Raw genomic sequence first — 20,762 nt, 5'->3', positions numbered from 1 at the left:
CGCTTACCGCAAGCCTTCAGGGGATCAGTGGAAAAAACCAGCGAGCGGCCAGTTCGCGGCTGATTTCGCCACGGTGCACATCCACCACACTTTGCGGGTTCTGCGCCCTGGCGAGCAACGAGTAGTAACTGTCGGTGCGTTGTTCCCTGGTTTTCAGATGGGCCACTGTGTACTCAGGTTTTGGCGTATCAAGCGCGGGGTAGTGCAAGTGCGCATACCACAGGATATCGCCATGTTCCCCAATGACGGTGTACTCCTTGATAAAGTCCTTGCGTTCGCCACGCATGGCCAGGCGCGGTCCTAGGCTGCCCAGCCTGACGTACCTGTTTTCAAGCAAGTACCTCAGGTGGCTATCGGTCGGCGGCAACTCCAGCGTGCGCTGAAGACGCAGCTCGATGCCTTTGCTTGCCAAGGTGGCCTGGGCATCACGTAGATCCTTTACCAAGGCCCGGTCACTTGCAGTCTGGAGCTGTTCAGCCTGGGCACTGATCGCGCGATCCAGTTCGCTTGCCAAGTCGGCGAAACGCTTTGCTTCAACGTCCAGGCTTTCCTGTATTTCTACGGGAAATCTAGACACCCGTGCGTAACCTTCCTGTTGCCTGATAATCGACTGCAATGCCGCGAGGCGCTTACGTGCCTGGCCTTTGACGGTACCCAGCGCACGGGTATCGGGTGGCAGGGTTGGCGCAGAGGGTCGACGTACCTGGACGACTTCATCCCAACCACTTTCGTGCTGTGAGTAGGTCCCCAGCAACTGGTTCTCTTGCTCCGAACGCACTTCTACAACCTCAATGGGCAAGGTGCTGCCGGCAGGTTTGACTTCGCCGATCAAGGTGCCCTGCCGTCGGGTCTTGATCACTTTTTTCTGCGGCCTGCCCGGTGTATTAAGGGCGCGCTTGGGCGGGCGCGTTGGCGTCGGTGCGAGGGTGGGTTTTACCTCGACGGCCAGTTGTTGCACCACGTCTTTGTAGAGACTGCCCACCAATACCTTGAGCGGCTGGAAGTAGGCCGTGTCCAGATCTTCGGCCTGTATCAGTGATATACCTTCTAGAGCATCCACGGCCTGCCCATAGTGCTCGAAGAGGCTGTCGAGCACTGCCAGGCGGTCATCAGGGCTCAGGTTGAGCAAGTTGAGTTCGCTGTGGGTGCGCACATGTCGGCTCAGTGGGTCGAGCACCAGGTCGAGTTCGTTGGCGAGCACGCCTGTTTTCCAGTTCTTCTTGCTCAGATACTTGAGATTGCGCAACTGCAGGTCCTTGAGTGCCAGGGCGGTGAGCTCCTCGGGGCGGTTGAGCGTCAGCCTGTTGTAGCTTTCAAGGCCGGGCTGGCCAAGGTTGTACAGCTCCAGCAAGTAGCGGTCCTTGAGTTCCAGTGCGTGGATCTGACGCTCATTGATCACACTCATATCCTTGAGCATTTGGGCGTAGCGAGGCTGATTAGCGAGGATCGCAGGCATTGTCTGTTCGTACGGTCCAGTCAAATCGGGATGCTCGGCGTACAAGGCCTGGCGATCCATGTCGGCGATCACCACGGACTTGCGTGCATTGTTTACGCTGTTTTCCAGGAACACCGCTGCCACATTGGCAGGCATGGGGATGCCCAGTTCAATACGCTCCTGGCGGCTGTCCAGGAAGCCTCGGTAAGCGTCCATCTGTTCGTGCAGCGCGGCATTGAAGTTCTTACGGGTATTGGCGCGGGCCTGGTCGTTGTATTTTGGGTTGGCGGCGGCCAGGGTCATCAGGCGTTCAGCGGTGTCGACTTTGTCCTGCAAGGCTTGCTGTGGGCTTTTGAGCGTGACCACCCGGCCTTGCTGCGTCTGCTGGGGGCTGGTGATGAAGCGCGTTTGCTCATCGAACAATTGCTGCTTGCGCAGGGCCTTGCGTTCGCGCTCTGCGGCGATGCGTCTGGGCGGCATGCCGCCGCGCAGGCCCAGCTGCAGGTCCAGCGACCAGTTGCCCTGGCCATCGGATTTCAGCATTGGGCCGCGCCGTTGGCTGTTGAAGGGGTCGACGATCACCACGGCGTCGCCCTCCAGGCGCACCTGATACCAGCGGGTGTCTACCAGGGCGTACCAGTCCCGCAGGCTGTGGTACAGGCCGCGTCGCGGACCGTTCAGCACCGGCGTGAGCGCTACCTCGGGCTTGGGTGCCTGCATTTTCCACAAACGCTGTTGTTGGTCGCCAGTCAGACTTTGACGAGTGCTGGAGAAACTGAAGTCAAACACCGTGTCCGCCAGCTCTGGGGCGCCAGTGTCCAATAGCACTGGGCCTTGCTCGATGACCGGCGCCGGATGCGGCGGCCACTGTTCAGGAGCGCGACGCGCCAAGGGCTCGCGCAATGCCTGCGATTGGGTCTGCGGTGACACAGGGTTGGTGCGGGGCGGCGCAGGGGTCAGCTCGAACATCACCATTCCCACGTTGAGCAGCAGATCGACCCATGCCAGCTCGCGGGCAACCGGGTCGGTGCTTTCAAGGGCGGGGATGTCTTGGGCTGCGCTAGCGGCCAGGTTGACCAGCCAGCCGACGAGCATCAAGGGGCCGCGTAGCAGCGGCAGCAACAGTGTGTTGAAAAGCAGGCCAGCACCTTCCAGGAACACTTGCCAGCGACTCTCGGCATTGGACACCGACTCACGGTCGGCCTGGTCTACCAGCGCACGGGCATTGGCGCCATACAGGTACTGCATCAACTGTCCATTGGCGAGGTATTGCAGCAGTTCATCGCTGGTGCCATCGGTGGCCAGTTGAGCGGGTGCCGGAATTTCAGGCAGGTCGAACTCATCACCGGTGCCGAAGCGCACATAGTGAGGCTGCAGGAATCCACCATTGGCATAGATCGGCCGGGCGCCGTCCGACATCCAGGTAAGCACACTGGTTTGCAGGTCCCCGGCAGTCGCCAGTGCATCAAGCAGCAACTGCCGGCTTGCAAATTGTTGCAAGGGGTCGGAATACAGGGGGCGATACAGAATATGCGGCCCGGTGCTGCCACCGTTGGATTCGATGATGTACATGTTGCTCACGACATCGGCCACGGCCTGGGGTTTGCGCACCAGGGCCAGGTGACGGATCACCACGGCTTGACCATTGACCCGCCGTTGCTCGCTGGTATGGCCCATCAACGCCGCCACGTACGCAGCACCTTCGGCGGTGAAGCCTTGCTCGCCCTTGAGGCTCAGTTCCAGTGCCAGCAACGGCAGTTGTGCCTGAAGGTGCTCGGCAAAACGTTGTTCACGCTGGCGAACGTCGGCGCTGTCGCCCAGCATCTGCGTCTTGAGCAGCTCAGGGTAGGTCTTGCCGATGTCGGCCTGCTGGATCAGCCCGCCGCTGGCCACGATATAGTCAGGCGTCAACCATTCCGGCAGCGCGTCGCCACTGCGAAGGGTGATGCTGAGCTGGCCACTGGGGCGGGTGTGGAGGTTGTTGATCGCCAGGTCGATCAGGGTCATATGCACCTTTTCGACAAAACCCGCACCGCCCGGGTAACCGGCAGCGACGCTGAACGTCAGTTGCAGGTCGTCCGGGTCGATAGGGGGCGCGTTGCGTTTGAGCAGATTGCCCAGGACGGTGTGGGTAAACGAGCGAATGTCCGGGATATCACTCAAAAAGGTGAGTCCCTCGCTGCGTTTTTTTGCGTTGGCCAGTTTCAGGCTGTAATGCCGGTAACCTGTACGTGCGTCTGGCGGCGCCTGGCGCAGCCACAGGGGTACGTGGTTGCGTAGGGTGGCCTGGGTACGTTCGGACGCCACGGCCGCGGGCGTCAACGCATGGGACGGGTCGGTGAGATGCCGGTACACCGTCTCCAGGGTTGCCAACCCTTGGCTGGCGGGCAGCTTGAGTGCACCCAACTGTTGCAACTGTCGATTCAGAACAAACGCGGCCTGGGCATCGAATACATTGCCGTCCGGTTCCAGGCGTTGCAGGGTGATCTTTTCGACTACCACCTGCTGCGCCACGGGGTCTACCCAGCCGAGTAGTGCGGCGTCCATGCTGGTATACCGCGAGCATCTGCCACCGGGTGTGCACAGCAATACGTTGGACTGGCCGTTGAGCAACACCAGATCAGGGCCCAGCAGGGTTTGCACGCCGTCGGGCGCCTGGAGTACCGCTTGGGGGCAGTAGGCATGCACGGCATTGCTGCCGAAGAGGGCCAGGCGTTGGTCGCGGTCCGGGTATTCCAGCAGTTGATGGAGCATCTGGCGGTCGGCGATGCGCAGGTCTGTCTGGCCAATGGCGGCAAGACGCAGGGTGTCGCGCAACACATCGCTGAGCCAGCGCCAGCGGGTGGTGCCCCAGTAGGTCGCCTGGGCGTTCTGCAAGGCGATGGGCAGGGTCCAGGGCAGGGCGTTGATCACGTCCGCGATCAGGCGCAGATCCAGCGGTAGCCCATCGCGCAGCTTCAGGTGGGTAGGGGGGTGATCGCTGAGAAAACAAGCGCGGCCGTGGCGGTCGCTGAAGTCCAGGGGCTGCCCGCTGCCAAGAAAGTCGAGCACCCGTGGGAGCAGCGGTTGCAGGCTCCAGGCGCCATTGGCGGTAGGTGTGGCCAGTTGAGTGAGGGTTAAGTCCAAGGACAGCGCCGGCAAGGTTTGGCGGATGCTGTCGTCGAGCAATTGGCGAGCGACATTGGCCAAGGTCGGGCGGCCAGCGAATTGAGTACGGACAGCGCTGGTGATGGGAGCAGCAAGTGGGGTGGTCATGAAACGTCCTTTTTTCAGTGCAAAGCGCACGTGCCCCTAGCAAATTCTTTTTTGTTACCCACCTGGCGTTAGGTATTGCTTGGCAGCGGATCAACCGTTTGTCTTCTATATAGCTCCACAACACTGAATTTCTTGCTATAAACGCACTCCGATAACCATTCGCCAAGCCCGTCCTGGTGCTTTTGGGGGTTATCTCGGAAAAATTGCCTGTCTTTTCAGTTGCTGCGCTCTCAAGTCGGCCTTAGACTGCCGCCCCTCGTAAATTGAGTGCCGGGTGGCGCTTGGAATGGACGGCGCCCTTCCGAGACCTGCAGAGGTCGACCGGAACGCTCCCTTATTCGCCTTAATGCACGTATTTTTTATAGAGAAATCAATGACAAAGGAAAAGTTGCTGGCCATGCCGGCGGATGACTACATGAATGCCGAACAGCACGCTTTTTTCGAGCAGATGCTGCAAGACATGAAAGTGGAACACCACGAGCGCATTGAACAGAACCGTATCGCCATTGAAAGCCTGGACACCCCGGCCGACCCGGCCGACGCCGCTTCCGTGGAAGAAGAGCGTACCTGGCTGGTCAACGCCATCGACCGCGACCAGCGCATGCTGCCGCAGCTTGAGCGTGCATTGGAACGCATCAAGGAAGATTCCTTTGGCTGGTGCGATGACAGCGGCGAGCCAATCGGCCTCAAGCGCCTGCTGATCAGCCCGACCACCAAGTACTGCATCGAGGCGCAAGAGCGCCACGAGCAGATCGACAAGCACCAGCGCCAAGCCTGATGCGGTGATGCTGGGGGATCGTTCAGGCGATCCTCCAGGGAAATACCCGTTACACCCCGTTTATTGATCTGCTGCAAGCCCCCCACTAAAGGCCCATGGATAATGGCCCGATAGTGGCGTTTAATGCAGCGACAATAATGACAAGCAGTGGGGTAACGACAATGGCTGGAGACGGATCTCTATTGGGCTCGGCAATGCCACCGCAAACGGTGCTGCGCAGGTTGCCCGGTTGGCTCGCGCCGCTCCTGCAGAGCACTGCCCTGGTGCTGATCCTGTTGGGCCTGGCGTTCGCTGGCCTGTCTTTATATGTCTGCCTGCCACTGGCCTTGTTGGTGATCTGGCTGCCTCGCCTTAAAAATCATTCGCCGGTTGTCGCACCTCCCGAGCGTCCCGATGCCATTGGCGAACTGACCCGCGACCTGTCCTATACCACCAGCCATAACGCACTCTCCGCTGCCGGTGTGGCCTATTCGGTCAAGCAATTGGCGGCTCGGTTGCAGTCACAGTTGAGCGCGGCCAAGCAGATTGTGGGCAGTGCCGAAGTAATGATCGGCACTGAGAAAATCACCTCCCAACTCAGTCGTGAAGCGTTGAGCGCCGCCAGCCAGGCCCATCAGCGCAGTACCGAAGGCCGCGAAGTGCTGGCCCAGTCGATCACGCGCATGCACCAGCTCAGCCAGCGCGCGAGTGCGAGCCGGGAGCTGATCGAGGCCCTGAGCCAGCGCAGCGAAGAAATCCAGCGAGTGACATTGGTGATCCAGTCCATCGCCAGCCAGACCAACCTGTTGGCGCTGAATGCGGCGATTGAAGCGGCCCGCGCCGGTGAGCATGGTCGTGGTTTCGCCGTGGTGGCCGATGAAGTGCGCGGATTGGCAGGCCGTACGGCTACGGCCACCGATGAAGTCGGGGTAATGGTGGCGGACATCCAGCAACGCACCGCCCAGGTGGTGGAGCAGATCCGCCAACTCTCAGCGGACTTGCACACCGGCGTGGAACAGGTGGAACACGCCGGAGAGCAACTGCACAGCATCGCCAGCCTGGCCGCGGACGTGGAAGGCCAGGTCAATGAGATTGCCCAGGGCACCGACACCAATCGCACCCAACTCGACAGCCTGTTCCATGCTGTCGAGCAGATGCGCAGCGACCTGGCGGTGAGCGACCAGCAAACCCGGCAGCTGGCCGACGCCGCCGTGCAGATGGAAGGGCAGGCCGAGACCATCAGCGAACGTCTGGCCGAAGTCGGGCTGGATGACTATCACCAACGCATCTACGACCTGGCCCGCGAAGGTGCAGGCCGGATTGCCGAGCAGTTCGAGGCCGATGTGCAGCAGAACCGCATCAGCCTGGACGACCTGTTCGACCGCAGCTACACCCCGATTGCCAACACCCGCCCGAGCAAATACCACACGCGTTTTGACGGCTATACCGACCAGGTACTGCCGGCGATCCAGGAGGCCTTGTTGCCGCGTCATGAAGGCTTGGTCTTCGCCATCGCCTGCACGCCCCAAGGCTATGTGCCCACGCATAACACGGCGTTTTCCCAGGCGTTGACCGGTGATGAGCAGGTGGACGCGGTGCAGAACCGGACCAAGCGCAAGTTCGACGACCGCACGGGTATTCGCTGCGGCAGCCATCAACAAGCGGTGTTGCTACAGACGTATACCCGCGATACCGGCGAGCTTATGCACGACCTGTCGGTGCCAATCATGGTCAAGGGCCGACATTGGGGCGGGCTGCGCCTGGGCTATAAGCCCGAAGGCGTGAAGGGCGCACGCTAAGGATTGTTGCTGTTTACGCAATGAAGCTATTCCCCGGACAGCATTTTTCCGGCGCGGTGAACGTCGTAGCATGGGCAGCATTGTTAGCTAGCTAACTAATGCTGCGGAGAAGTTCCATGCAAAACAAAGTCGATGTCGCCGTGATGATCGGCAGTGGCGTACCGCAAACCTTGCGTGCGCTGGGTCAGAAAGCTTGCTGGGTGGTGCTGCTTAACGGGGAACAGCGTGGCACTGCGTTCTCCAGTCGTGATGAGGCTGAAGAGTGCAGGGCTGCCTGGCAGGCGTTGTTGTGCCTGGAGCAGGCAGACCGCCTGCATTGAACGGGTGTCAGTGGGGCTGATGCAGGCGCTGGTTCAGCTCATCCACTGCAATTGCCCAGTCCGCATCTTCGCGCAACTCCTCTTTGAGGAACTGCGCCTGTTGGGGCGACCAGAAGGGTGCATCAATCAGTTTTACGTCTTCAGGCAGCGGGTGGGCGACGATAAACGCGTCGATGGCCTCGGGGGTTGAGTCCAGGCCCAGTTGTTCGAACAGGGTTTCGAGTGTCGGGATTGGCGCGTCCATATCGTTCTCCATGTTGAGGGGGTTATGCATGGGAGGGTATCGACGCGGCAGAGTTCTATCGGATCAGGAATTCAGCGCTCCGGCGTCCACGGCGCTTTTGAGCGCCTTCGCGGCGTCTTTGCCGGCGCTGGCGGCGGCATCGACGGTTTTGAACCAGCGATCTTTCTCCACTTGGTGCGTTGTGACTGTTTTAAGCGGTGGCTTGGCCCGCATCACGATCACTGCTTGAAACTCGCCGTCTACTTCCCTCGCGTCGCCATGGATGAAAAATTCGCCGATATCAAATTCCGTCACGTAGAGCCTTCCCTTGGAGATAACTGCACTGGAGAAACCTGGCCCGCAGGGCACAAACTTCAGTGGACGGGCCAGTATGGCAGTTGTTGGAGGGCTGCGGCGCAGTAAAGTCATCCGGCTGACGAAACGATCCCACCGTGACGGGCTTGCAGGCGGGCTTCGAGTTTTTTCGCCAGTAGGCAGGCCTGGATATGGTCGGAGCGAAAGCCTTTGATCTGCCCGCTGAGTACTTCGCGGATATGGAAGAAGTTTCGGCCGGCAGGTACAACTTGGTAAAGAATCGAATCCAAGTACCCGTGCTCGCTGTGCAAGCGGTAGTATTGGGCTTCGTCCCGGCATGATGAGCGAGTGTGCGAAGGCATGGCGTCGTAGGGTAGTCGTTGCATGGCCTGCTCCTGTCGATCGATAGGGTTGATTCAAGGGCTGCTTTTTTTTGAGTGGTCTTGATCCGGGTTGCTGTTTTAGTATTGTTGTCAGCCGTCGCCGAACGGTTCCATGCCTGGGGATAAAGGTGTGTGTTCGATGTCGGAAGTTGCGTTTTTAATTGGGTTATTCTCTGAAGTGGGTCGGCTCGTGTTCTCGGGCCTTTGAACCTGTGATCTCCTGTGTTGCCTGATGACCTTGCTCAAGGCCCATCGCGTACCTCTGTACTAGTCTTATGGCGCCGCAGCGGATCTTCTTCAGTTTTTTTCAATGCATGTGTTGTGTGATCGTGCCGTAACGGCCGTTTTTTTGTGCTGCCCGCTGTGGCGGACAGCGCTTTTTTCGATGTGGGGGCGTTTCCTTGGCAGTCAGTAATCTGGATATGCACGCGTTGTTCGTGCTGGGTGATTTACGCGCAAAGTTGGTCAAGCAGTTTCAGTCCCGTTTCGTGTATATCACCGAGCAGACTCCGGAAGGCATCTATATTGCCGAAATCGATACCGAAACGGCGCTGGTGGTAGATGACAAACCGCGCCTGGAACTCAAAGTCGGTGATCATTTCCGTGCGGCGGTATTGCCCAGCCGTGAAGGCGGCAAGTTTGAATTGAAGTTCCGCGACATCAAGTTGACCGTATATGGCCTGGGCGACTACGCCTTCGTTTCTTCAGCCGAAGGCCAGGGCATCGTATTCAAGGAAGGCCACAGTGTGATGTTGGTGTTTGCCGCCAATGAGCAACTGCAGGAAGGCCTGACCAAGACCCTCAAAGCCGTGACCGGCAAGGCCGCCAAGTGGCGCAAGGGCGAACTGGTGACCTTCAAGGCCAGCGAGTAACGCTTCAACGCCCGGAACCTCTACTACAGTTGAGTTGACTTAACTATTCAGAGGCTTCGCGCATCCGCGGCAAAGCCGTTCGCTATTGGCTGCGATTTCGCGAGGTGCTAAGGCATGAAAGGACTGAAGACGCTGTTGGCTGCATCCCTGACGAGCTTGAGCCTGTCGGTGGCTGCATTGCCGGTTTCTGCCGCCGAGACCCCGGTGCACTTTGCCGACCTTAACTGGGAAAGCGGCAGCCTGATCACCGAAGTGCTGCGGGTGATTGTCGAGGAGGGCTATGACTTGCCCACCGACACTTTGCCCGGCACCACCATCACCTTGGAAACCGCCCTGGCCAAAAATGATATCCAGGTGATCGGTGAAGAATGGGCCGGTCGCAGCCCGGTGTGGGTCAAGGCCGAGGCCGAAGGCAAGGTGGTGGGCCTGGGGGACACGGTCAAGGGCGCTACCGAAGGTTGGTGGGTGCCTGAATACGTGGTCAAGGGAGACCCCGCCAAGGGAATCAAGCCCTTGGCGCCGGACCTCAAGAGCGTTAACGACCTTGCGCGTTACAAGGACGTGTTCAAGGACCCGGAATCTCCCGGCAAGGGCCGCTTCCTGAACAGCCCCATCGGCTGGACCTCGGAAGTGGTCAACAAGCAGAAGCTCAAGGCCTATGGCCTGGATGACAGCTACGTGAACTTCCGCAGTGGCTCAGGTGCGGCGCTGGATGCCGAGATTGCTTCTTCGATCCGCCGGGGCAAGCCGGTGCTGTTCTACTATTGGTCGCCAACGCCGTTGATGGGGCGCTACAAACTCATCCAGTTGGAAGAACCGCCATTTGATGCCGAAGCGTGGAAGACCCTCACGGATGCGGACAATCCCGATCCCAAGCCTACGCGGTCGCTGGCATCCAAGCTGAGCATTGGGGTGTCTACGCCGTTCCAGAAGGCGCATCCGCAGATTGCCCAGTTCTTTGAAAAGGTTGAGTTCCCCATCGAGCCGCTGAACAAAGCCCTGGCAACCATGAGCGAGAACCACACGGCGCCTCGTGAAGTGGCCCAGGCGTTCCTCAAGAATCACCCTGAAGTGTGGAAGGCGTGGTTGCCGGGGGATGTGGCGCAGAAGGTTGAGGCAAGCCTGAAGTAATCACAATCTTCCTGCAGAATGGAGATCAAAAAATGTGGGAGCGAGCAAGTCCGCTCCCACATTTTTAATTGTATTTCAGATTAGAACTGGGTATTTACCGCCAACTCGAAGGTCCTCGGCGAGCCCAGGTAATACGCCGGTGACACATGGGCAAACTCGGCATACACCTCATTGGTCAAATTGCGTACCCGCCCCGTCACCGAGGTATGCGCATCCACGTTGTAACGCAGGAACGCCCCGAATAGCGTGTAGGCCGGCACCGTCTGGGTATTGGCGTTGTCTGCATACACCTGGGCCACATACCTTGCATCCACGCCGCCTTGCCAGTCTTCGGCAAGGTCGTAGGTCAGCCACAGGTTACCGACCCGCTTGGGCACGTTGGTCGGCGTGTTGCCTTTACGCGAGACCACTGCGCCGCTGGCGGTTTTTTCGTTGAAGTCGTCGTATTCGGCGTCCACCCAGGCGAAATTGCCTTCCGCCAGCAGTCTGGGTGTGATGCGCAGCGAACTGGCCAGTTCAATGCCCTGGGATGACTGGGCGCCCACTGGAATGCTGTTGGTCGGGTCCTGCGGGTCGGTGACGGCAAAGTCCTTGCGCTCGATCGTGTAGGCGGCCACGGTGGCCGAGCCGCGACCGTCCAGGTAGTCGAACTTGCTGCCCACTTCCCACTGCTTACCCGTGGAGACATCGAACACTTGCGTGGTGGTGTTGGGTTGTTCGGCGGCGGTGCTGTATTGCACGTACACATTGGCCGATGGAATGAACTGATAGGTCAGGCCCACGCGGCCGGTCACCGGCTCCCAACTGCGTTTGAAGTGGCGTGGGTTGGTGGCGGTTACCGTGCGGTGGTTGGTGACGTCCAGGTCGATGGCGTCGTAACGCAGGCCAGTGAGCAGCGAGAGCTTATCGGTGAGGCCCAGCCGGTTTTCCACAAACACGGCCTTGGTGGTGACCTCGTTGGTCTTGTCCTTGACGAAGCCCTGCCTGGTACCAGGCAGGCCGTAGAAGTGCCCAGGGTCGTATTGATTCGGATCCACGCTGTTGTTGCCCGGCACGTTCAATGGGCTGTTGGTGGTGCTGTTGACCTTGTACTCAAACCCCCCGGACCAAGTGGTGGACAGGCCAAGCAGGCTGTCGTCGTGGCGCAGTTCGAACTGGTTGCCGTTCTGCTCGCCTTGATGGCGCACCTGATAGGCGGTGGAGCGGTTTACGGCGCTGTTGTCGGCGTTGTACTGATAGGTTTCCAGGTTGCGGTAATCGCGCTGGCTGTCCAGATGATAGAGGGTGTTTTTCAGGGTGGTGCTGTCATTGATGCGGTAGTCGATGATCGAGCGCGCCCAGAGCGTGCGCTGTTCATAGCGACCGTCGGCCACGTTGTAGTTGTTGAAGCGGTTGTGATGGTCGATCTTCAACTCGCCGGCCTTGGGGTTGAGCACCGGCGTGCCCCAGTAGGGGCTGTCTTCGTGCTCGTCCTGGTATTCCAGTGCCAGCGTATGGGACAGGTTGGGCGTGAGGTCGCTGAGCAGGGAAAACGCCAGGCTCCAAGCCTCGCGCTGGTCGCGCTCGATGTAGCTGTGGTTGGTGTTGCGGCTCACATCCAGGCGAGCATAGTGCTGCACCTCGGCGCCGGGCTCGGTCAGGGCGTGGTTGACGCCGAAGGCCATGCCCGCAGTGTCGTAACTCCCGTAGGTGAGCTGGCCTGCGGCAGCGTGTTCCTCGCGGGTGGCCAGCTTGGTCACGTAGTTGAGCGAACCGCCCACGGAGCCGGCACCGTTGATCAGGGAGGAGGGGCCACCCACCAGCTCCACCCGGTCATAGATCCAGGCATCCACTGGCCGCGCCAGGCCGGTGGCGACGTTGATCCCATTGAACATCTGGGTGATCTGGCTGCTGGTAAACCCGCGATAAGACACAAAGCCGCCAAACCCCGGCGGCGCGCTGGCGTTGACGCCGGGCAGGGTGTTGGCCGCATCGCGGAAGGTCTTGGCACCGTGGCGCTCGATATCGTTGCGGTTGGCGATGGCGACCGACGCCGGGGTTTCCCGCACGCTCAATCCCAATCGCGATGCCACGCCGCTGGATTGGTCCAGGGCCAGGCCGGGCTCGGCGGCTGGCTCGCCATCAATGACGGTCGGGGCCAGTTCGATGGCCCATGCGCAAACAGGCAGGCAGCCGAACAGGCCTGCCAACAGGGGTAGATGTTTCATGGTTGAATCCTGAAAAACTTGGCTTGAAAACAACGCACAGCCGCGCCCATTCCCCAGTGGAAAGGGTGGCAGTGCAGATCAGAAAGCGAAGGCGTCAGGCAAAGGCGGGGGGCGCACGCGGATGGGCCGTGGGCCAGGTGAAGCGGGCAGGGATGTCAGCGGTGGCGATAATCGCCGGCGGTGGCGCGTGGGGTTGGGGTAATACCGCCACAGTCAGGCTGGAGTTGAGTGCCGGGCCCATGCCGCCGGTGGAGCACAACGGGCAACCGAAGGCCTTGGACAGCGTCGGCAGGCTTTCATCGGTGTTGCTCGACGGCGTGGGCGCTTGCGTGCGCGGATCCACCGTACAGAACTGGCCACCGATGCCATTGAGCTGCATCCCCACCATCTGGCCGTGACCGATACTGCAGGCGAACACATTGAACAGGACGCAGCAATACAGCATCCAGGCAATGAGCGAGCGATCGGCACGGGCGAATTTCATGGGGCGGCACTTTACCACCAGCCGCCGACGAAATGCCTGCAAAAAATTGTCGGGCGACTATTCTCATTCGCACATTTTCAGGGAGGGCCAGCCATGAGCTTTGTCATCGCGCGATGGATCGTCGGGGTTTTCACCTGCATCAGCATGGTGCACCTGTACTGGGCCGCTGGTGGCAAGCTGGGCTTCCAGGCGGTCATTCCCCAACTGCCTGGCGAATTCGCCAGCGGGCCACGGCCAGCGTTCAAACCCTCGGCGCTGGGTACGTTTTTGGTGGCAATGGGGCTGGTGGCGATCGCCCTGTTGGTATGCCTGCGCGCCGGGCTGTATTTCTCGGCGGTGTCCCATGGCGCATTGCAGTGGGGGATCAGCGCGATTGCGCTGGTGATGTTTGCCAGGGCCATTGGGGATTCGGAGTTGGTGGGGTTTTTCAAGAAGGTGGGTGGGTCACGGTTTGCCAGGTGGGATACGTATTTTTACTCGCCGCTGTGTCTGGTGTTGGGGGTGGGGTTGTTGGTGGTGGCGTGGGGGTAGGAGGGTTAAAAATTTGTTGGGCAACGACACAGTCGGGTTGTATTTGCGTTCCACAAGTCCGGGCACATGATGGATCGTGTCTTCACGTTCAATACAGGTAAACGCTGCACCAAAACCAGCCAAAACACTCTATGAGAAGCCGATCAAACTGATTACGCCAAGGCCTCTCAAATAAAAATCGCTCTCATCCTTACCCGATCCTGCGACCTGGCCGTCATGGTTAATAGAACCTCCCATACGCAGGATTTCCCATGTCGCGCCTTGCTCGTCCCTTGCATCCACTGGCCTTGTCCGTGGCGATGGCTTTTGCCGCTGTGCCGTTGTTGACCGTCCAATCGGCCTTCGCCGAAGAAACCCGCAGCGCCGTGCGCGCTTTCTCGATTCCTGCCGGTGACTTGAGCCAGGCCCTCAACAGCTTGGCCGAGCAGGCAGGGCTGGTATTGGCGTTCGATGCGAGCCTGACCCGTGGCAAACGCAGCAATGGCTTGAGTGGGCAATACGACACCGATGTGGCGCTGAACCAGCTGCTGGCCGGCAGCGGCCTGCAAGCCTTGAAGATCTCCGCCGATCGCTATCGCCTGGAAGCCATCCCGGATAACGGCGGCGCCATGGAGCTGCAGGCCACCACCATCAGTGGCGCCTACCAGAGCGAGAGCCCGACTGGGCCGGTGTCTGGTTATGTGGCCACCCGCAGTCTGTCGGGCACCAAGACCGATACGCCGATCATCGAGACGCCGCAATCGATCTCCGTGGTGACCAAGGACCAGATGCGCGCGCAAAACGCCGAGAGCCTCAACCAGATCCTGCGCTACAGCGCCGCCGTGGTCCCGGAAACCCGTGGCGCCACGGCGTCGCGGCTCGACCAGTTGACTATCCGCGGTTTCTCCCCAACCACCTACCTCGACGGCTTGCGCATGCCGTCGAGCCGTGATGCCTTGCCGCAAAAGGACGCGTTCGACCTGGAGCGCGTCGAAGTGCTGCGTGGCCCGGCTTCGGTGTTGTACGGGCAGGGCACGCCCAGTGGTGTGATCAACATGGTCAGCAAGCGCCCGCTGGACACGCCGTTCCATGAGATTGGTGTGGAATACGGCACCTTTGACAAGAAGCGCACCACCTTCGATTTAAGCGGGCCGATTGACGATCAAGGGGTTTACGCCTACCGCGTGGCTGGCCTTTTCGATGATGCCGATGGCCAGGTGGAACACACTGAAACCCGTCGTCAGTCTTTGTCCACGGCGTTCACCTGGCGTCCGGACGAAGACACCTCCCTGACGTTGCTCGGGCATTTCCAGAAGGACCCCAAGGGGGCGTCCTACGGTTCGGTACCCGCCTGGGGTTCGGTGTTGCACAGCCCAGTGGGACGCGACATCGACGTGGATTTCTATGACGGCGAAAAGAACTTCGAGAAGAGTGACCGTGAGTACTACTCCATCGGCTACGCCTTCGAACATCATTTCGACGATGTATGGACCGTGCGCCAGAACGCGCGCTACCTGCGCACTGAAGGGCAATACCGCAGTCTCTACAGTAACGTCTTGCTAGAGGATTACCGCACCATCCAACGCTCGACAATCGCCAGTGACGTCGACATGGATGCCTATGCCCTCGACAACCAGCTTCAAGCCAAATTCGAGACGGGCCCGTTGCAACACACCTTGCTGATGGGGCTGGATTACCAATACACCCACACCGACACCCTGTCGGGCTCCGGGGTGTACAAGGCGGGGCCGACGCTCGATATTTTTGACCCGGTGTACGGCGCGGCAGTGCCGGTGCCGGCCTACACCTCCGACGTGACGTCGCGCAGCGAACAGACGGGCGTCTATTTGCAGGAGCAAATGAAGTGGGACAAGTGGGTGCTGTTGCTCGGCGGCCGTTATGACTGGGCAAGTACTGACAGCAGTACGGTGAGGGCAGGGACCAAGTCCAAGTCGTCGCAGGATGACAAGGCCTTTACCGGACGTATTGGTCTGGTTTATCTCTTCGACAACGGCCTGGCGCCTTATGCCAGCTATTCCGAGTCGTTCCAGCCACAATCGGGTACGGGCTACGAAGGCGCGGTGTTCCAGCCGACCGAAGGCAAGCAATACGAAATCGGCATCAAGTACCAGCCACCGGGCAGCAATAGCTTTATCAGTGCGGCGATCTTCGACCTGCGCCAGACCAATGTACTGACCACCGACCCCAACCCGCAGCACATCTGCGGCAGCGGACGCTGCCAGAGCCAAGATGGCGAAGTGCAGTCGCGGGGTTTCGAACTGGAAGGCAAGGCCAGTCTCAATGACAACCTCGATATCACCGCGGCCTACGCGTACCTGGACAACCGCATCAGCCAGTCCAACAACACCGTCCGCTACGCCCCGATTGGCGACATCGGCGTAGGCCCGGCGCTGTCGGCCAAAGGCACCACCACCTACGCCGTACCGCGCCACACGGCGTCGGCCTGGGCGGACTACACCTTCCATGATGGCCACCTCAAGGGCTTCGGCGCCGGCGCTGGTGCACGTTACGTCGGCTCTTCCTGGGGCGATACCGCCAACACCCTGAAAGTGCCGGGCTACACCTTGTTCGATGCGGCCGTGCACTACGACATCCCGAACATCACCAGCCTCAAGGACAATCTGCGCCTGGCCCTGAACGCCACCAACCTTGCGAATAAAGAGTACGTCGCGTCCTGCTATTCCTACTCGTGGTGCTGGTACGGCTCACAGCGCACTGTGCAGGCGAGTGCCACTTATCAGTGGTGATAAGGCAATTTAATGGCCCCTTTGTAACAAAATCCTCGCCAGAATCGCTTTTATTTTCAGGTGGTTAGGTGGGGATGCAAATGCGCACTGTTGGAATCATGCTGATCGCCTGCTCTCTGGCCGGCGGCGCGGCTACCGTACAGGCACGGGAGCTGCGCGAGGGTGACAAGTACATGTGCAGTTGGGGCGCGGGTACGGCGGCCAGGGCCCAGGAACTCAAGCTGTCGGGGGTGTCGCTGTACGCGGCGCGGCAGAAGATCCAGAGCATGAAGTTCAACAAATCGTGGATGCGCATGATGGCCATGGGCATCACCGAACAGACCTACGACAGCCGTTCACGGCTCAAGCCCGAGGCGATCCGCCAGGGTTTCTATCAGGATTGCGTTCGCTACAAAGTCGCGCGCAAGTAACGGCTTGTCTTGGGGGCCGGATACACAGCCGCAAGCACCGATCAGTGCAAAATCTGCGTAAGCCTGTCCAACTTCGGCCTGGCGTCGCTGGCCATACTGGGCGCCCGGTTAACGAAGAGGTACAGGCCATGACTGAGTACGTATTCACCCCCGCGCAAACCCCCACCCTTGCCGTACAGGGCAGCGAGGCGCGCTTCCCGCTGCGGCGCGTGTTCTGCGTGGGCCGCAACTACAGTGAGCATGCCCGGGAAATGGGGCACGACCCGGAACGGGAGCCGCCGTTTTTCTTTATGAAACCGGCGGACGCGGTGGTGCCGGCTGAAGGGGTGATTGCCTACCCGCCGTTGACCCAGGACCTGCACCATGAAATTGAGCTGGTGGTGGCCATCGGCAAGGGCGGCGTGGATATCCACCCTGAAGAAGCGTTGTCCCACGTTTGGGGTTATGGCGTGGGCATCGACCTTACCCGTCGCGACCTGCAAGCCCAGGCTAAAAAGCTTTCGCGCCCGTGGGAATGGTCCAAGGCCTTTGACGAGTCGGCGCCCAGCACCGCGCTGCAACCGGTGAGCGCAATCGGGCATCCATCCAGCGGCAAGATCTGGCTCAAGGTGAATGGTGAACCGCGCCAGGTGGGCGACCTGGCAGACCAGATCTGGTCGGTCAGCGAAGTGATCAGCCACGCCTCCAAGTCGGTTGCCCTCAAGGCCGGCGACCTGATCTTCACTGGCACGCCTGCAGGCGTCGGTTCGTTGCAGCCAGGTGATGTGGTTAGCGCTGGCATCGACGGCATTGGCCAGTTGCGTTTCACCCTCGGCCAGGCTTGAGGCTAAAGTGGTGCCCAGGCCACCCGAGAGACCGTTATGCCAGGCACCCGCGTCACCACCTACGGCATGGAACAGCGCAGTGATCGCCCCGACTTCTACATCCGCGACAAACGCGGGCGGGCAGCGCTGACCAGCCCCCATCGCCATGAGTATTTCCAGATCCAGATCAACCTGGGCGGCGACACCGTGCAGCACATCGGTGGCGCGGTGCGGCCGTTTCCGCGCAAGGCCCTGGCGTTTATCCTGCCGCACCGGCTGCATGTGATTCCCCATCCCGAGGAAGGGGAGTTCATGCTGATCAACTTCAGCCAGGGATTTTTCTTGCCACAACTGACCTGTGATCCGCTGGACCTGGAAGACATCCCCATCGACCAGGCGCCGGAGTTGTCGCCGTTTCGCTTTCAGGAGCAGCTGGACTTTATCCTCGACGATGCCGCGTTCGAAGCCGTGCTCACTTGGCTGGCTCACATGCGCGAGCTCGACGCCCACCGCACCTTCGGCGCCCGCGAACGCCTTAAAGGCTACCTGTTTCAATTGATCGGCCTGGTCTGCGAGCAATACGCGGAGCCGTTGCAGGCCTTTGCCGCCAACAACGCGACCCGACGCGGGCGCAAGGATGCCCTGGCGCGTGTGCAGGGATACATCCGCGAGTACCTGCACGAGCCGAGCCTGAACCTTACGGATGCCGCCGCCGCCGCGTTTCTTTCACCCAATTACCTGACGCACTTGCTGCGCAAGGAAACCGGCAAACCGTTCTCCCAACTGGTGCTCGACCGCCGCATGCAACTGGCGCGCACCTTGTTGCTCAACAGTGCGCAGATGATTGGTGCGATTGCCCACCGTTGTGGGTTTACCGATGAGGCGTATTTCTCCCGGTGTTTCCGCAAGGCCCACGGTATGGCGCCGGGGCAGTTTCGTCGACAGCAGCGGGGGGAGTCGTGATAGGCCGATAGCAAATGTGGGGCCCACATCAGCACCAAGTTCTGACATGACAAAGAGTACAGCTTCACGCCTCAATAACCTTTTATTATAAGTGGTTATATAAGGTGCTAGTTGCACCAAAAGGTGGCACTTATATATTCAGAACCTTAAAAAATATGTGGTTATTGAATGACTTACGCATGTTTTAATCCGACGAAAGGAATCAAATAGTCTTGTGACAGCTTTTCACAATCGCTATGATGCGCGGGCGTTCACCTCCCACGGTTTATGCATTTTTAAATCCCAAGTTTCCATCAGCTACTTGGGATTTTTTTTGCCCGCGATTTGATCTCATCGGCAAAGTTAGTCTTCGGCATATGCCGCGCGCATGCGGCCATTGCGTTTGGCCTGGTACAGCAACTTGTCGACCTCTTCGACAAAACCGAGCATCGGGCTGTCCAGCGTGACGATGCGGGTGCCCACCCCCAGGCTCAGGGTCAACAGGTTCGATACCGTCGAAAAGCTGTGCTCGATCTGCTGTTGGCGCACCAGGTGCAGACAGCGCTGCGCCACTTGCCTGGCCGAAGCCGCGTCGGTTTCCGGTAACAGCCATACAAATTCTTCGCCGCCGATGCGCGCAATGAAATCCCGCGGTCGATTGGCAGCCTTGGACAGGGTGTGTGCGACCAGGCGCAGGCATTCATCGCCCTTGATATGGCCGTAGTGGTCGTTGTACTGCTTGAAAAAGTCGATATCCAGGATAATCAACGACAGCGGCAATTGGCTGCGCTGGGCGCTGGCCCATTCCCGTTCCAGCACGGTGTCGAACATGCGGCGGTTGGCGATGCCGGTGAGGCCGTCCTGATAGGAGTATTCCTCCAACTGTTTTTGCAGGCGCACCAGGTGCTCTTCGGTCTTCTTGCGCTCGCTGATATCGAACATAAAGCCGATCAGCGCCTCGACCTCACCGTCCTTGCGCACCACATGCACCACGTCGCGGATCCACACGTAGTCGCCATTCACCGTCAGCGCCCGGTAGTCCGCCTCGTGATCAACGCCGGCCCGGGATTGGGACACGCAGAAATTCACCACGTATTCGCGGTCATCCGGGTGCATGCGTTCGACCCAGTCGTCCACACTCACCCAGCTTTGCGGCGTCCAGCCCAGCAGTGCCTCGATTTGCGGACCGATATAGCTGAACGTCATCGATTGCCAATCGATGCGCCAGGGGATGGCCTTGGTCGATTCCAGAAGGGTCTTGTACACGTCGCTGTCGGGTTGGCTAGGGGGGGCGATGCTCATGGACGATGCTCGGGAGTGTGGGCAAAAGCCAAGAGCCTCTTGTGATCGGCGACGGGAGTCAAGTGTTGCCCCGGCCGGCAGACGAGAGGTCGCTTAAAAGCTTTTCTGGCGCCAGTGTTTCGGCGGTTTCGGGGCCAAATGAGGCGTAGATAACACTTTTGCATGCTGGGCTAGATGGCGTGCAAAACCTCATCTACGCTGCTTGCATCACAACGACTGGGTGGGGCCCGGGGAAGGGTGCGTCACATGATTTCAATCGTCGAATTCAATCGCATCATGGCGTCGGGTTTTCTGCCGCTGGCCTGCGACTGCACACAGAACAGCGATGGCTCGCTGCGCATCAGCATCTTTGAGCCAGAGTCCGGGCGTGTCGACCTGCTGCTGACTTGTGTGTCCCCCGAAGGTTTGGACAGCATCCGTTCCATCTCAAACCTGATCGGCGAACTGCGCACCGAGATCAAGGCCGGGCGCCGTGGGTTTGCGGCGGTAGGCTAGCTGTTGGCCAACTGGGTGGGTGCGTCCGCCGCACCGTAGTAGCGCCAGCAGCAATGACGGTGTTCCGGCAGGATAATGCAGCCACTGAGGCTGACGATCAGCAGTGCGGCAACCAGCATGGAAAGTCGGCGATACATGGTGTTTCCTCTTGGGGTGAGCGGCGTTGATCCTTTAACGCAGCGGCCTGCCTGAATCCGTCGCACGCCTTTCAAATATTTCATCAAGCGCCGCCACCCCTTGGGCAATACTGCCCGCGACCCCAGCCTGAAAAATTTCGTGCACCCAGCGACGGATTTTTTGGCACCCGCCGTTCAACCCATCAGCAACCGGCACTTTTGCCCATTGCATGAA

General features: G+C 59.8%; 20 protein-coding genes. 11 read left to right on the top strand and 9 right to left on the bottom strand.

Features of this window, described 5'->3' with window-relative positions; genetic code table 11:
- Positions 1 to 16 precede the first annotated feature (16 nt).
- Positions 17 to 4,690, bottom strand: a complete 4,674-nt coding sequence (locus DYL59_RS05805; RefSeq protein ID WP_135288326.1) for a dermonecrotic toxin domain-containing protein — start codon at positions 4,688 to 4,690, stop codon at positions 17 to 19.
- Between the two features lie 373 nt (positions 4,691 to 5,063).
- Between DYL59_RS05805 and DYL59_RS05800 the strand changes: the two genes are divergently transcribed.
- From DYL59_RS05800 to DYL59_RS05790, 3 genes are all read left to right on the top strand, one after another.
- A complete protein-coding gene (locus tag DYL59_RS05800; RefSeq protein ID WP_135288325.1) occupies positions 5,064 to 5,468 on the top strand; it encodes a TraR/DksA family transcriptional regulator in 405 nt (134 codons plus the stop codon).
- Positions 5,469 to 5,563: 95 nt separating this feature from the next.
- Positions 5,564 to 7,246 (top strand): methyl-accepting chemotaxis protein, encoded by a 1,683-nt coding sequence (locus tag DYL59_RS05795; RefSeq protein ID WP_420359265.1) that lies wholly within the window; start codon positions 5,564 to 5,566, stop codon positions 7,244 to 7,246.
- A 116-nt stretch (positions 7,247 to 7,362) separates the two neighbouring features.
- A complete protein-coding gene (locus tag DYL59_RS05790; RefSeq protein ID WP_135288324.1) occupies positions 7,363 to 7,566 on the top strand; it encodes a hypothetical protein in 204 nt (67 codons plus the stop codon).
- Between the two features lie 7 nt (positions 7,567 to 7,573).
- On the opposite strand, the gene DYL59_RS05785 is transcribed toward DYL59_RS05790, so the two are convergent.
- The 3 genes from DYL59_RS05785 to DYL59_RS05775 all read right to left on the bottom strand — a co-directional run bounded on the left by DYL59_RS05785 (position 7,574) and on the right by DYL59_RS05775 (position 8,490).
- A complete protein-coding gene (locus DYL59_RS05785; protein ID WP_135288323.1) occupies positions 7,574 to 7,810 on the bottom strand; it encodes a DUF2789 domain-containing protein in 237 nt (78 codons plus the stop codon).
- A 63-nt stretch (positions 7,811 to 7,873) separates the two neighbouring features.
- Positions 7,874 to 8,104 carry a hypothetical protein gene (locus DYL59_RS05780; RefSeq protein ID WP_135288322.1) on the bottom strand — a complete coding sequence of 77 codons (231 nt, stop codon included), beginning with the start codon at positions 8,102 to 8,104 and terminating at the stop codon, positions 7,874 to 7,876.
- A gap of 110 nt (positions 8,105 to 8,214) precedes the next feature.
- On the bottom strand, positions 8,215 to 8,490 hold the full coding sequence (locus tag DYL59_RS05775) for a hypothetical protein (RefSeq protein ID WP_135288321.1): 276 nt from the start codon (positions 8,488 to 8,490) through the stop codon (positions 8,215 to 8,217).
- Positions 8,491 to 8,909: 419 nt separating this feature from the next.
- On the opposite strand from DYL59_RS05775, the gene DYL59_RS05770 reads away from it, so the two are divergent.
- Both DYL59_RS05770 and DYL59_RS05765 read left to right on the top strand, forming a co-directional pair.
- Positions 8,910 to 9,359 carry a hypothetical protein gene (locus tag DYL59_RS05770; RefSeq protein ID WP_064452050.1) on the top strand — a complete coding sequence of 150 codons (450 nt, stop codon included), beginning with the start codon at positions 8,910 to 8,912 and terminating at the stop codon, positions 9,357 to 9,359.
- A gap of 114 nt (positions 9,360 to 9,473) precedes the next feature.
- The gene (locus DYL59_RS05765) at positions 9,474 to 10,490 is read left to right on the top strand and encodes an ABC transporter substrate-binding protein (RefSeq protein ID WP_135288320.1); all 1,017 of its coding nucleotides are present in this window, start codon (positions 9,474 to 9,476) and stop codon (positions 10,488 to 10,490) included.
- 80 nt (positions 10,491 to 10,570) lie between these two features.
- Here DYL59_RS05765 and DYL59_RS05760 read toward each other — a convergent pair whose 3' ends face one another.
- Both DYL59_RS05760 and DYL59_RS05755 read right to left on the bottom strand, forming a co-directional pair.
- The gene (locus DYL59_RS05760; RefSeq protein WP_135288319.1) at positions 10,571 to 12,697 is read right to left on the bottom strand and encodes a TonB-dependent receptor; all 2,127 of its coding nucleotides are present in this window, start codon (positions 12,695 to 12,697) and stop codon (positions 10,571 to 10,573) included.
- A 94-nt stretch (positions 12,698 to 12,791) separates the two neighbouring features.
- Positions 12,792 to 13,181: a DUF2946 domain-containing protein gene (locus tag DYL59_RS05755; protein ID WP_135288318.1), complete on the bottom strand. Its 390-nt coding sequence runs from the start codon at positions 13,179 to 13,181 to the stop codon at positions 12,792 to 12,794.
- A 93-nt stretch (positions 13,182 to 13,274) separates the two neighbouring features.
- Here DYL59_RS05755 and DYL59_RS05750 point away from each other — a divergent pair, with 93 nt between their 5' ends.
- From DYL59_RS05750 to DYL59_RS05730, 5 genes are all read left to right on the top strand, one after another.
- Entirely contained in the window at positions 13,275 to 13,712 is a 438-nt protein-coding gene (locus tag DYL59_RS05750; RefSeq protein WP_135288317.1) for a DUF3995 domain-containing protein, read from the top strand.
- A 251-nt stretch (positions 13,713 to 13,963) separates the two neighbouring features.
- A complete protein-coding gene (locus DYL59_RS05745) occupies positions 13,964 to 16,459 on the top strand; it encodes a TonB-dependent siderophore receptor (RefSeq protein WP_135288316.1) in 2,496 nt (831 codons plus the stop codon).
- Between the two features lie 80 nt (positions 16,460 to 16,539).
- Positions 16,540 to 16,869 (top strand): hypothetical protein, encoded by a 330-nt coding sequence (locus tag DYL59_RS05740; protein WP_135288315.1) that lies wholly within the window; start codon positions 16,540 to 16,542, stop codon positions 16,867 to 16,869.
- Between the two features lie 128 nt (positions 16,870 to 16,997).
- Positions 16,998 to 17,693: a fumarylacetoacetate hydrolase family protein gene (locus DYL59_RS05735; RefSeq protein ID WP_135288314.1), complete on the top strand. Its 696-nt coding sequence runs from the start codon at positions 16,998 to 17,000 to the stop codon at positions 17,691 to 17,693.
- A gap of 36 nt (positions 17,694 to 17,729) precedes the next feature.
- Positions 17,730 to 18,635, top strand: a complete 906-nt coding sequence (locus DYL59_RS05730) for a helix-turn-helix transcriptional regulator (RefSeq protein WP_135288313.1) — start codon at positions 17,730 to 17,732, stop codon at positions 18,633 to 18,635.
- A gap of 342 nt (positions 18,636 to 18,977) precedes the next feature.
- Here the strand turns inward: DYL59_RS05730 and DYL59_RS05725 are convergent, their stop codons facing one another.
- Complete coding sequence (locus DYL59_RS05725; protein ID WP_135288312.1) at positions 18,978 to 19,916, bottom strand: sensor domain-containing diguanylate cyclase; 939 nt, start codon at positions 19,914 to 19,916, stop codon at positions 18,978 to 18,980.
- Positions 19,917 to 20,162: 246 nt separating this feature from the next.
- Between DYL59_RS05725 and DYL59_RS05720 the strand changes: the two genes are divergently transcribed.
- On the top strand, positions 20,163 to 20,411 hold the full coding sequence (locus DYL59_RS05720) for a DUF1652 domain-containing protein (protein WP_135288311.1): 249 nt from the start codon (positions 20,163 to 20,165) through the stop codon (positions 20,409 to 20,411).
- Here DYL59_RS05720 and DYL59_RS31340 read toward each other — a convergent pair.
- Together DYL59_RS31340 and DYL59_RS31335 are read right to left on the bottom strand one after the other, a co-directional pair.
- Positions 20,408 to 20,548 carry a hypothetical protein gene (locus tag DYL59_RS31340; RefSeq protein WP_167496657.1) on the bottom strand — a complete coding sequence of 47 codons (141 nt, stop codon included), beginning with the start codon at positions 20,546 to 20,548 and terminating at the stop codon, positions 20,408 to 20,410. The two genes, DYL59_RS05720 and DYL59_RS31340, sit on opposite strands and share 4 nt — an antisense overlap.
- Positions 20,549 to 20,582: 34 nt before the next feature.
- A complete protein-coding gene (locus DYL59_RS31335; protein ID WP_167496656.1) occupies positions 20,583 to 20,759 on the bottom strand; it encodes a hypothetical protein in 177 nt (58 codons plus the stop codon).
- Positions 20,760 to 20,762 lie beyond the last annotated feature (3 nt).

Source organism: Pseudomonas kairouanensis (genome assembly GCF_004682055.1).
Classification (GTDB): domain Bacteria; phylum Pseudomonadota; class Gammaproteobacteria; order Pseudomonadales; family Pseudomonadaceae; genus Aquipseudomonas; species Aquipseudomonas kairouanensis.
Note: the sequence above shows the minus strand (reverse complement) of the source record. Positions and strands in the feature narration are given on the sequence as shown.